The sequence below is a fragment of the Serratia sp. C2(1) genome, assembly GCF_036352655.1.
GTDB classification, from domain to species: Bacteria; Pseudomonadota; Gammaproteobacteria; order Enterobacterales; family Enterobacteriaceae; genus Serratia; species Serratia inhibens.
The window spans coordinates 345,079-357,074 of sequence record NZ_JAZFBA010000001.1; the positions used below are offsets into that span (position 1 = coordinate 345,079).

Here is an 11,996-nt window from a genome sequence, read left to right on the forward strand (position 1 = left end):
CCTGGGGATTCACCCGCTTGCCGCCTAGCTGCAATTCGAAATTCGTTGGGTATTCTCAGTTGTGCAATAGGCGTTATCGGCGCAGGCAGTTTGAACATGGACAGCGCGCAAGCCTTGGAGCGTACACGTAGTACGTGACGAGGATGAGCACTGCCCTAGTTCAAAATGGCCAGTAAGATAGCCTAGAGCCATAAAAAAACGGCGCCCTGGGCGCCGTTTGTCTTGCTCTTCGCAATTACTTCTTGATGCGGATGATCGGGGTTTCACCAACGATTACGGTGCCGGACAGTTTGATCAGTTCTTTGATCTCGTCCATGTTGGAGATAACAACCGGCGTCAGGATAGACTTGGCTTTCTCTTCCAGCAGTGCCAGGTTGAACTCGATAACCACGTCGCCTTTCTTGACGCGCTGGCCTTCTTCAGCGATGCGTTTGAAGCCTTCGCCTTTCAGTTCAACGGTGTCGATACCGAAGTGGACAAACAGCTCGATGCCGCTGTCGGATTCGATAGAGAAAGCATGGTTGGTTTCGAAAATTTTACCGATAGTGCCGTCAACCGGGGCAACCATTTTGTTGCCTGTCGGTTTGATGGCAATACCGTCGCCAACGATTTTTTCAGCGAAAACTACGTCAGGTACATCTTCGATATTAACGATTTCGCCAGAAAGTGGAGCAACGATCTCGATAGTGCCCGTGTCTTTCTTGTCATCAGAAACCAGAGATTTCAGTTTATCGAACAAACCCATGATCTTCTCCTAAGCATTAAATTGGGCGGCGTTCCAGTGTCGTGGAAGTTTAGCAGAGCGTTTTTTCTTCGATGAATTTATTCACGCAATTCATCAGATCTTGCGCCGTTGGCTGTGCCAAGGCTTGCGCTGCCAACGCCTTCACATCTTCGAAATTCGTATTACGAATAATTTTCTTGATGCGCGGGATTGAAATCGCACTCATGCTGAACTCATCCAGCCCCATGCCCAATAACAACAGTGTAGCACGCTCATCGCCAGCCAGTTCACCGCACATGCCGGTCCACTTGCCTTCTGCGTGAGATGCATCAATGACCTGTTTGATCAGGCCAAGCACTGATGGGGACATCGGGTTATAGAGATGAGAAATCAGCTCGTTGCCGCGATCTACCGCCAGAGTATACTGGGTTAGATCGTTTGTCCCAATACTAAAGAAGTCGACTTCTTTCGCCAGATGGTGAGCGATCACCGCAGCAGCCGGTGTTTCCACCATGACGCCTACTTCGATTGTTTCGTCGAACGCCTTGCCTTCTTCACGCAGCTGCGCTTTCAGCGTCTCGATTTCGCCTTTCAGATCGCGCACTTCTTCGACGGAAATGATCATCGGGAACATGATGCGCAGTTTGCCGAACGCGGAAGCGCGCAAAATGGCACGCAGCTGGGCATGCAGGATTTCTCTGCGGTCCATGGCGATGCGGATGGCGCGCCAACCGAGGAACGGGTTCTCTTCTTTCGGCAGGTTCATGTACGGCAGGTCTTTGTCGCCGCCGATGTCCATGGTACGGACGATCACGGCCTGTGCGCCGACGGCTTCAGCAACGGCTTTATAGGCCTGGAACTGTTCGTCTTCGGTTGGCAGCGAGTCGCGGTCCATGAACAGGAATTCTGTACGATACAGGCCGACACCTTCAGCGCCGTTGCGCTCTGCACCCGCGACGTCGCGCACGGTGCCGATGTTGGCGCAGACTTCAACCTGATGACCGTCCAGCGTAATCGCCGGCAGATCTTTCAGCTTGGCCAGATCGTTTTTCTCGGTAACGTACTGGGTCTGGGCGGCTTTCAGCTGATCGATAACGTCAGCGGTTGGGTTGACGTAAATTTTATTGTTAACCGCGTCCAGAATCAGGTAGTCGTCGTTCTTCACCTGCTTGGTCACGTCGCTGGTGCCTACGATTGCCGGCAGTTCCAGGGAGCGTGCCATGATTGAGGTGTGCGAAGTACGGCCGCCGAGATCGGTGATGAAGCCCAGCACTTTGTCCAGGTTCAACTGCGCGGTCTCAGACGGGGTCAAATCGGTAGCGACCAGGATCACTTCGTCCTGGATGGAGCTCAGATCGACGATAGCCAGGCCCAGAATGTTCTGCAGCAGGCGCTTACCGATGTCGCGTACGTCGGCCGCACGTTCTTTCAGGTATTCATCGTCCAGCTCTTCCAGCGCTTTCGCCTGGCCTTCGATGATGGTGTAGGCTGCCGCATCGGCAGACGCCAGATCGTCTTTGATTAGGGCTATGATTTCCTGCTCAAGCTCTTCGTCTTCCAGCAGCATGATGTGGCCTTCGAAGATAGCTTCTTTTTCTTCGCCGAAGGTTTCGCCAGCTTTGGTCTTGATCGCTTCCAGCTGTTCGGACGCTTTGGCGCGGCCAGCCAGAAAACGCGAGACTTCCTGCTCTACATGGTCTGCAGAGATTTTCTTCCGGTTGATGACAATATCATCTTCTTTCAGTAGGAGAGCCTTACCAAAAGCGATACCCGGTGATACTAAAATGCCTGAAATCATAACCCTACCTTACTCTTGACTGGTGTTAACTAAAAAGACGGGCCGATTACTCAAGCTCTGCCATCAGTTTTACCAAGTGCTCAACGGCTTTCTGGTCGTCTTCGCCTTCAGCAGAGATGGTCACTACGGTCCCTTGAGTCAGCCCCAGAGTTTGCAGTTTGAACAGGCTCTTGGCGCTGGCGCTTTTACCGTTGGAAGTTACGGTGATGTCAGAGGTGAAGCCTTTGGCTTCTTTAACGAACTGAGCGGCAGGGCGAGTGTGCAGACCATTCGGAGCGGTAATAGTAACTTCTTGCTGGAACATTGATGTTTCCCCAACTTATTGGTGTGTTGTGGAGCTAAAGTTTAGCCCAAGGGTATGACTTTAGCTTGTCTGGTTAGCGCCTGACTATGGTACAGGGGCGAGCATTGATGCAACAGAAAACGACGGATTTGGCTCTTCAGATCAAAAAAATTTGGCTTCTGCCGTCGTTTCAATCAGCTCTCCATTATGCCGTGTTTAACGCCGCTGCGACAAACGAGTAAATCGATTCAGCTTAAACAAGGGATGGAGGGTGATTAATTTTGCGCATCGAAATAATGCACCGTTAAATACTAAAGCTGGCGGGTAAAATCAATCTTCAACTGCTATAAACTTTGATCCAGCCCACAAAAAAGCACCCCGGAAGGTGCTTTTTTAGCTATTTGTGCACAGGGCGGTGGCACTACTGTTGCAATTCTTGCTCGGTGAACAAATCGGCAAACAGCGCGGTACTCAGATAGCGTTCCCCGGAGGAGGGCAGGATCACAACGATGGTTTTGTCGGCGAAGTCGGCTTCTTCTGCGATTTTCACCGCCGCCGCCACGGCCGCACCGGAGGAAATGCCCGCCAGAATGCCTTCTTCGTCCATCAGACGGCGCGCCATGCTAATGGCTTCATCGTTGGTGATCTGTTCTACACGGTCAACCAGAGCGAGATCCAGGTTACCGGGGATAAAACCGGCGCCGATGCCCTGAATCTTGTGCGGGCCCGGTTTGATTTCTTCACCGGCCAGCGCCTGCGTGATCACCGGGGAATCGGTAGGTTCTACCGCCACGGTGGTAATCGCTTTGCCTTTGGTGTTTTTGATATAGCGACTGACGCCGGTCAGCGTACCACCGGTACCGACGCCGGAGATGAAAACGTCGACCTCGCCATCGGTGTCTTCCCAGATTTCCGGGCCGGTGGTTTTCTCATGAATGGCCGGGTTAGCCGGGTTGCTGAACTGCTGCAAAATGAGGTAACGCTCAGGATCGGTGGCGACGATTTCTTCCGCCTTGGCGATGGCGCCTTTCATGCCTTTCGCGCCTTCGGTCAGCACCAGATTGGCGCCCAGCGCTTTAAGCAGCTTGCGGCGTTCGATGCTCATGGTTTCCGGCATGGTCAGCGTCAGTTTGTAGCCGCGTGCGGCGGCGACGAAGGCCAGAGCGATACCGGTGTTACCGCTGGTCGGTTCCACCAGTTCTTTGCCGGCGACCAGGATGCCGCGTTTTTCCGCGTCCCAAATCATATTGGCACCGATGCGGCATTTAACGCTGAAGCTTGGGTTGCGTGATTCAACCTTGGCCAAAATGCGTCCGTTGCCGATACGGTTCAGACGAACCAGCGGCGTATGGCCGATCGTTAATGAGTTGTCTTCATATATCTTGCTCATAGCCCGTCCTTTAACTCTATGAAAATGTGGGGAACATCGAAAGCATACGCTAACAGTACCGGCAGGGAAGTAAAGAATTGGTATATCGATATGTTATTAGGAAATAAGTTTTAAGCACAAGGATAAGGGCGCAAATTGCGCGCCCTGTCGAAGAATTAATCGTAAATGCGGGGAATGAAACGGCTCAGGAACGAACGAATTGTGTGCGATAACGGTCAACCCACATGGCGGTGGCCCCGCAAACCGCGACCGGCAGGATCACCAGATTAAGGATGGGGATCATGGTGAACAGGCTGACCATGGCGCCAAACTGCAGGTTATCGGTTTTATGCTGACGCAGCGCACGGCGCATATCGGCAAAGCTTACCTTATGGTTATCGAACGGGTAGTCGCAATACTGGATCGCCAGCATCCAGGCGCTGAACAGAAACCACAATACCGGCGCTACCGTTTGGCCAATCCCCGGAATGAAATAAAGTATCAGCAACAGCAGCGCACGCGGCAGGTAGTACGCCAGCTTGCGCCATTCACGCGTCATGATGCGCGGCAGGTCTTTCACGATGCCGAAGATGCCGGTGTCCGGCAGCGGCTTGCCGGTCAGGCTGCCCTCCAGATGTTCGGCCAGCAGGCCGCAAAACGGCGCGGCAATCAGGTTGGTGATGGTGCTGAACAAATAACTGAATACCAGCAGGACGGAAACGACCGCCAGCGGCCACAGCAGATAGCTCAGCCACTGCAGCCAGTTGGGCACATGGCTCATCATACTGGGGATCCAATCGCCAAGCCGGCTGAACAGCCACCAGAAAGCGGAGCCCATCAGCAGCACGTTGACCAGCAACGGCAGGACGACATAGCGTTTAATCCCCGGGCGCGAAATCAGGCGCCAACCTTCGGCGAAATAATGAAAGCCGCTGGTGGAGTGAGAAGCTGACTGCGTATAGGACATATCTTAAGTTATCTCTTTGTCTGAACAGGCATCGCTATCATATCGGGATGATTTTCTGCTGGCTAGGGTAGCATTGGCTGAAAAAACAGCAAAAAAAGGCAGTATAATCATCTTTATTGGCATAAAGTTCAGCACGGACTTGCACTTGTGTGCGCGGGCAAATAGAGTTAAAGAGTGAATGTTTGCCGCGGTGGCAATGTATTGGAACAACAGAGATAGCAATGATGCAGGATTTGCGTCTGATATTAATCGTTGTTGGCGCGATCGCCATAATAGCGTTGTTATTGCACGGTCTGTGGACCAGTCGCAAAGAACGCTCATCGCTTTTCCGCGATCGCCCAGCCAAGCGTTCTAAAAAAGAACGTGAACAATCCCCGATCGACGATCTCGATGAAGGCGTGGGAGAGGTGCGTGTACGCGCCGCTAACCCGCACGATGAGCCGTCTTTTGGTCATTTTGATGCCGCACGCGAAGAACCCGTGGTTGCGCCCAAGCCTGCTCCGGCGGCCGAGGTAACGCCACGTGCCGTTCAACCGGCTGCTCATCAGTCTCCGCCACCGCTGTCTCAGCGGCCGGATTATGATGACATCCTGCTGGACACCTACGCGCAGGACGAAGAAGACGACGTGCCGCAGCAGCCTGCGCCGCGCCGTGAACCGCGCGTTGACGATCTGCCGCCTGTGGCGCCTGCAGCAGAGCCGGCGTTCCGCGCCGAACCTGCGCACCAGCCGCAGCCGGAAGTGAAACCAGCGGCGGTGGAACCTCAGCCTGCTCCGGCAGCCATTAAACCGGCAAAACTGAAAGAAACCGTATTGGTGTTGCATGTGACCGCACATCAGGGTGGCGTGATCGGCGGCGAAGTTCTGCTGCAGAGCGTGCTGCAAGCGGGCTTCCAGTTTGGCGCGATGGGGATTTTCCATCGCCATATCAGCCCGGCAGGCAGCGGCCCTGTGCTGTTCAGCCTGGCGAATATGGTCAAGCCGGGATCTTTCGATCCTGACATGATGTCCGATTTCTCCACGCCGGGTGTGTCGATGTTCATGATGGTGCCGTCTTATGGCGACGCTAATCAGAACTTCAAGCTGATGCTGCAGTCGGCACAGCGAATCGCCGACGACGTGGGCGGTGTGGTGTTGGACGATGAGCGCCGCATGATGACCCCACAGAAGCTGGAAACCTATAAAGCGCGCATCCGCGAAGTGTTGGAAAGCAACGCCTGACCGGTAGCCACGCGCACTGAATATCCGTAACAACAAAGCCCCCGCTTGCCGGGGGTTTTTTATCTTTGATGGTGAGCCATGGAATCGATAATCCAACAAATCAATCAACTACGAACCTCACTGCGCCATCATGAATACCAATATCATGTGCTTGACGCGCCGGAAGTGCCGGATGCGGAATACGACCGCCTGATGCGCGAACTGCGCGAGCTGGAAAGCGCGCACCCGGAGCTGATCACCGCCGATTCACCGACCCAACGCGTGGGCGCCGCTCCGCTGGCGGCGTTCGATCAGGTACGCCATGAAGTGCCGATGCTGTCGCTGGATAACGTATTCGACGAAGAAAGCTTCCTGGCGTTCTACAAACGCGTGCAGGATCGCCTGAAGAGCAGCGATCCGCTTACCTTTTGTTGCGAGCTGAAGCTGGACGGCCTGGCGGTCAGCCTGCTGTATGAAGACGGCGAACTGGTGCGGGCGGCCACGCGCGGCGACGGCACCACCGGCGAGAACATTACTTCCAACGTGCGCACCATCCGCGCTATTCCGCTGCGTTTGACCGGCGACAATATCCCGCGCAGGCTGGAAGTGCGCGGCGAAGTGTTTATGCCGCAGGCCGGCTTTGAACAGATGAACGAAGAAGCGCGTCGCAAGGACGGCAAGATATTTGCCAACCCGCGCAACGCCGCCGCCGGTTCTATCCGCCAGCTCGATCCGCGCATTACCGCCAAACGTCCGCTGACCTTTTTCTGCTACGGCGTTGGCCTGCTGGAAGGCGGTGAGCTGCCGCGCAGCCACTGGCAGCGCCTGACGCAGTTCAAAGACTGGGGGTTGCCGGTCAGCGATCGCGCCAAACGCTGCACCGGCAGCGACGAAGTACTGGCTTTCTATCGTCAGGTCGAGCAGGACCGCGCGCAACTCGGGTTTGATATCGACGGCGTGGTAGTCAAAATCGATGATATCGATCTGCAGGAAACGCTGGGATTTGTGGCGCGCGCGCCACGCTGGGCGACGGCATTCAAGTTTCCGGCGCAGGAGCAGATTACCCAGGTGCGTGAGGTGGAATTCCAGGTTGGGCGTACCGGGGCGATAACGCCGGTGGCGCGGCTGGAGCCGGTACAGGTGGCCGGCGTGATTGTCAGTAACGCCACGCTGCACAACGCCGATGAGATCGAACGTTTGGGCCTGCGCATCGGCGACACGGTGATCGTGCGCCGTGCCGGAGACGTGATCCCGCAGGTGGTTGGGGTTATTGAAGATCGCCGCCCGCAGGACGCGCGTGAAATAGTGTTTCCACAGCATTGCCCGGTGTGCGGTTCCGATGTGGAACGGGTAGAGGGCGAAGCGGTAACGCGCTGCACCGGCGGGCTGATCTGCGCCGCGCAGCGTAAGGAAGCGCTGAAGCACTTCGTTTCCCGCCGTGCGATGGACGTGGACGGCATGGGTGACAAGATCATCGAGCAACTGGTAGAAAAAGAGTATGTGAAGAACCCGGCCGATTTATTCCGCCTGTCCGCCGGTATTCTGACCGGGTTGGATCGCATGGGGCCGAAGTCGGCGCAGAACCTGGTCAACGCACTGGAGAAATCCAAGCGGACCACCTTTGCCCGTTTCCTGTACGCGCTCGGCATCCGCGAAGTGGGCGAGGCTACGGCCGCTAACCTGGCGGCGTACTTCGGCGAGCTGCAAAAACTCTATGCCGCCGATATCGACACGCTGAAAAAAGTGCCGGACGTCGGCGAGGTAGTCGCGAAACATGTGCGTCATTTCCTCGATGAAGAGCTGAACCAGAAGGTGATCGACGAACTGATTGGCACCGAGATTGGCATTAGCTGGCCAGACGTGGTGGTGGTGCCTGAAGAGATCGACAGCCCGTTCGCCGGCAAAACCGTGGTGTTGACCGGTTCGCTGAGCCAACTTTCACGCGATGAGGCCAAAGATCGCCTGACGGCGCTGGGTGCCAAGGTCAGCGGCAGCGTCTCGAAAAAGACCGATCTGGTGATTGCCGGTGAAGCGGCCGGCTCCAAGCTGGTGAAGGCGCAGGAACTGGGCATTGCGGTGATCGATGAAGCGGAAATGATCCGCCTGCTGGGTGTCTGATGGAAAAAGAGAACCTGATCGAGATCGCCAATACCCTGATGCCGTTCGGCAAGTATCAGGGGCGGGCGCTGATTGACCTACCTGAAGAGTATTTGCTGTGGTTCGCCCGCAAAGGCGAGTTCCCCAACGGCAAACTCGGCATGCTGATGGAAATGACGCTGGCGATTAAAATCGAAGGGCTTGACCATCTGGTCAAGCCGTTAAAAAAGCGTTGAACGGACGGGCGAAAGCCCGTTTTGCTTATCCCCGCGACGGCTCTGCGTTAATAACAGACTGTTTTTCCTGTTGTTTCTTTTGATAGCGTCTCGCCAGCACCGCGCAGGTCATCAATTGCACCTGATGGAACACCATCAGCGGCAATACCATAATCCCCACGGTTGACGCCGGGAACAGGATATTGGCCATCGGGATGCCGTTTGCCAGGCTTTTCTTCGAGCCGCAGAACACGATGGTGATTTCGTCGGCTTTGCTAAAGCCCATCCAGCGCGCCATGTAAGTGTTCACCACCAGCACGATCGTCAGCAAGACGATGCTGCCCACCACGATAAACACCAGCGAACCCATGCCCACCTGATGCCAGATACCGTGCGTAACCGCCTCGCTGAAGGCGGCATAGACCACCAGCAGAATCGAAGTCTGGTCGGTTTTACCGATAAGCTTGCGGTTGCGTTCGATCCACTTGCCGATCAGCGGCCGCGACAAATGGCCGGCGACGAACGGCACCAACAGCTGCAGCACAATAGATCCGACCTGTTGCAGGCTGCCGGTTTCACCGTGGACGTTCATCAGCAGCCCGACCAACAGCGGTGAAACGAAGATCCCCAGCAGGCTTGAGGCCGACGCGCTGCATACCGCGGCGGCGACGTTGCCCCCCGCCAGCGAGGTAAAGGCGATGGCCGATTGCACGGTGGCGGGCAGAATGCATAGATAGATAAAGCCGGAATACAGCTCGGGGCTAACGTCGATCGGCGACCACCATTTAAACAGTACGCCGAGCGCCGGAAAAATGATAAAGGTGCTGAACATTACCCACAGATGCAGCCGCCAGTTGTTGCTGCCGGCCAAAATGGCCTCGCGCGACAGCTTGGCGCCGTGCATAAAAAACAGCAAGGCGATGGCGGCGATGGTCAGCACGTTTAGCCAGCCGACAAATTCGCCCCGCGCAGGCAGGAAAGAAGCCAGCAATACGGTGGCGATCAGCGTCAGGGTAAAGCGATCGGGCAAGAATCTCATGGTGGCGTACTCGAATAAAAATGATGCGCTTATTGTGGCTCTGCGGGATATAATAATTAAATTGATTTATTTAATTTATATATGAAATAAACACATGAATTATTCCATCAAACAGCTCAGAGTTTTTGTCGCCATTGCCCGGCACCGCAGCTTCAGTAGGGCCGGGGAGGCTATTGGCCTGACCCAGTCGGCGGTCAGCCACAGCGTGAAAGAATTGGAAGCGGAGATTGGCGTGCGCCTGCTGGACCGCACCACGCGCGAAGTAGTGCTGACCGACGCCGGGCAGCGGCTGGCCAATCGCGTTGAACGCCTGCTGGATGAACTGCAAACCTCGCTGCTGGATGCGCGCAGCTTTGGCGTGCAGCGCAGCGGCACGGTGCGCGTGGCGTCCAGCCAGACCATCTCCGCCCACCTGATGCCGCAATGCATCGCCGCCGGGGAACAGCAATATCCGGATATTCGCATCATGCTGCGTGATCAGGCGCAACAGCAGGTGTTGCACAGCATCCGTAATGCCGAAGTGGATTTTGGCATCGTGGTGGATCCGGTCCAGGCGGTGGATTTGGACTGCGAGCCGATTCTGCATGAACCCTTCCTGCTGTTGTGCCGCCGCGATCACCCGTTCGCCGCGCTGCCCGAGGTGCACTGGTCGGCCCTGAACGGCAGCCGTTTAGTGTTGCAGGATTATGCTTCGGGCAGCCGACCGTTGATTGACAGCGCTCTGCGCCAGCAGGGAGTGGAAGCGTCGGTGGTGCAGGAAATCGGTCACCCGGCGACGCTGTTTCCGATGGTGGCGGCGGGTATAGGCATCAGCATTTTCCCGGCGCTGGCGTTACCGCTACCGGAAGGTGGGCAATTGAAAGTGTGTCGGCTGGTGCCTGAAATTAATCGTGCGCTGATGCTGGTGCGGCGTAAAAACCGCTCGTTGACGCCGGCGGCTGAGGTCATTTGGCAGGTCGTTGGGCAGCAGGCGGCGTTGCTGCAACAGCAACGCCGACAACAGACGGGGTATTGATCAGATATAGACATCCACGGCATTCAGCGCGGTGGGGCGATTGACGCCGTCGCCCTTGACCGGGGTATTGCCGGAGGCGGCTTTCGCCATCTGTTCCTGTCGCTGCTTTTCCATTTCTTCTTTCTGAATGCGTTCGATTTCGGCCTGCAGCATTTTGATCTGCGCCTGGATCAGCTGTTTCTGTTTTTCGATCTCTTTGGCATCGCCGCCCGAGTCTTTGAGATCCACCAGTTTTTGTTGCAGATCCTGGATCTGTTTAGTCAGTGCCTTGATGCGTGCCGAAGCGCTGCTGTCCGAGATATTGACCTGTTCGCTGCCGCCGGCACCTTCGGTTTCTTTCGATTTACCGCCTTCGGGCTGCTGATTGACAGGCTTGGCCATCAGTACCTGTCCCTGTTTTCCGGGGGCACTGAAGACGTTGCTGACGCCGGGTACGGTGTTTTTTACCGGCACGATCATGGTAATGCTGGTGGACATAGTGCTCTCCCTGAGTCTTGATGTTTCTGCTCAGGGTATCGGCAGCGGCGGGTAAAACTTTACCCGCGAACTTGCCGCAGCCGTGGCCAGCGCTGCAGCCAGCCTTTGTCGGCCACCCGTTGGTCGAATGCGTGGACATCGCCGTTTTTGGCATTGAAGGTAATGGTGCCATCGAACAACCGTTCGAGACCGAAAGGCGCTACCAACCGGATGCTGTCATCGGCGTTCAGACGTGCGCCAACCGCCGTTTCAAGCTCAGGCCAAAAACTGATGGCGTTCTCGCTGTTGAGGTAGGGCGTCCGCCCGCTGCGCAGGTGCATGCGGGCCTGATTTTTCACCGACCACGGCTGCGGCAGCCACTGTTGCAGCCGTGCCTCCAGCATCCGATCGCGCTCCGCTTCCGCCCGTTGCGGATCAAAATGAATCACGTCTATATCGTTGAGCGGCGTCGGGGAGGCATAACCCTGGAGCCGATCCCACACCAGGTTGCGCACAAATCCGGCGCCCAGGCACCAGTCATTCAGGCCGAGCCGTCGTACGGTGCGCAATGCCGTCATTCTTTCGTTATCTTGCTGTAACCACTGGATAATTTGCTGTTGCCGGTTCATTACCTCTCCTTTGTTGCGGCTACTGTAACCCGAAGCGCTCGCCGGCGGAATGCAATGCATGATTTTAGTGCAGGCTCAGGCTGCCAGGAGCCTGGCGATAAAAGGCATTAACCGCATGATTTCCGGTAAAAAATAAATTCATCTGTCGACTGGCTACACTTGGTACAGGGTTTGCAGCTTCAGATGATCAATTCGGGCAAAACAG

12 protein-coding genes are annotated in these 11,996 nt (G+C 55.9%); 4 read left to right on the forward strand and 8 right to left on the reverse strand.

Translation table 11 applies throughout. The features are described 5' to 3' along the window. Positions 1–235 precede the first annotated feature (235 nt). The 5 genes from crr to cysZ form a co-directional block, all read right to left on the reverse strand. Entirely contained in the window at positions 236–745 is a 510-nt protein-coding gene (gene crr / locus V2S86_RS01630) for a PTS glucose transporter subunit IIA (RefSeq protein WP_004947686.1), read from the reverse strand. 49 nt (positions 746–794) lie between these two features. Beyond that, complete coding sequence (gene ptsI / locus V2S86_RS01635; RefSeq protein ID WP_330760947.1) at positions 795–2,522, reverse strand: phosphoenolpyruvate-protein phosphotransferase PtsI; 1,728 nt, start codon at positions 2,520–2,522, stop codon at positions 795–797. 46 nt (positions 2,523–2,568) lie between these two features. Beyond that, positions 2,569–2,826: a phosphocarrier protein Hpr gene (gene ptsH / locus V2S86_RS01640; RefSeq protein WP_004947679.1), complete on the reverse strand. Its 258-nt coding sequence runs from the start codon at positions 2,824–2,826 to the stop codon at positions 2,569–2,571. Between the two features lie 400 nt (positions 2,827–3,226). Then, on the reverse strand, positions 3,227–4,195 hold the full coding sequence (gene cysK, locus V2S86_RS01645; RefSeq protein WP_330760948.1) for a cysteine synthase A: 969 nt from the start codon (positions 4,193–4,195) through the stop codon (positions 3,227–3,229). Positions 4,196–4,379: 184 nt separating this feature from the next. Then, positions 4,380–5,141: a sulfate transporter CysZ gene (cysZ, locus tag V2S86_RS01650; protein ID WP_330760949.1), complete on the reverse strand. Its 762-nt coding sequence runs from the start codon at positions 5,139–5,141 to the stop codon at positions 4,380–4,382. A 221-nt stretch (positions 5,142–5,362) separates the two neighbouring features. On the opposite strand from cysZ, the gene zipA reads away from it, so the two are divergent. The 3 genes from zipA to V2S86_RS01665 all read left to right on the forward strand — a co-directional run bounded on the left by zipA (position 5,363) and on the right by V2S86_RS01665 (position 8,673). After that, positions 5,363–6,361, forward strand: a complete 999-nt coding sequence (zipA, locus tag V2S86_RS01655; protein WP_330760950.1) for a cell division protein ZipA — start codon at positions 5,363–5,365, stop codon at positions 6,359–6,361. Between the two features lie 78 nt (positions 6,362–6,439). Next, positions 6,440–8,458 (forward strand): NAD-dependent DNA ligase LigA, encoded by a 2,019-nt coding sequence (gene ligA, locus V2S86_RS01660; protein ID WP_330760951.1) that lies wholly within the window; start codon positions 6,440–6,442, stop codon positions 8,456–8,458. Next, the gene (locus V2S86_RS01665) at positions 8,458–8,673 is read left to right on the forward strand and encodes a DUF3820 family protein (RefSeq protein WP_330760952.1); all 216 of its coding nucleotides are present in this window, start codon (positions 8,458–8,460) and stop codon (positions 8,671–8,673) included. Before ligA ends, V2S86_RS01665 begins: the two co-directional genes overlap by 1 nt. 25 nt (positions 8,674–8,698) lie before the next feature. Here the strand turns inward: V2S86_RS01665 and V2S86_RS01670 are convergent, their stop codons facing one another. Next, positions 8,699–9,691 carry a bile acid:sodium symporter family protein gene (locus tag V2S86_RS01670; protein WP_330760953.1) on the reverse strand — a complete coding sequence of 331 codons (993 nt, stop codon included), beginning with the start codon at positions 9,689–9,691 and terminating at the stop codon, positions 8,699–8,701. Between the two features lie 94 nt (positions 9,692–9,785). On the opposite strand from V2S86_RS01670, the gene V2S86_RS01675 reads away from it, so the two are divergent. Continuing rightward, on the forward strand, positions 9,786–10,706 hold the full coding sequence (locus V2S86_RS01675; RefSeq protein WP_330760954.1) for a LysR family transcriptional regulator: 921 nt from the start codon (positions 9,786–9,788) through the stop codon (positions 10,704–10,706). Here the strand turns inward: V2S86_RS01675 and V2S86_RS01680 are convergent, their stop codons facing one another. Both V2S86_RS01680 and V2S86_RS01685 read right to left on the reverse strand, forming a co-directional pair. Continuing rightward, the gene (locus V2S86_RS01680; RefSeq protein WP_330760955.1) at positions 10,707–11,183 is read right to left on the reverse strand and encodes a FlxA-like family protein; all 477 of its coding nucleotides are present in this window, start codon (positions 11,181–11,183) and stop codon (positions 10,707–10,709) included. A 59-nt stretch (positions 11,184–11,242) separates the two neighbouring features. Next, positions 11,243–11,791, reverse strand: a complete 549-nt coding sequence (locus V2S86_RS01685) for a nucleotidyltransferase family protein (RefSeq protein ID WP_330760956.1) — start codon at positions 11,789–11,791, stop codon at positions 11,243–11,245. Between the last annotated feature and the right edge of the window lie 205 nt (positions 11,792–11,996).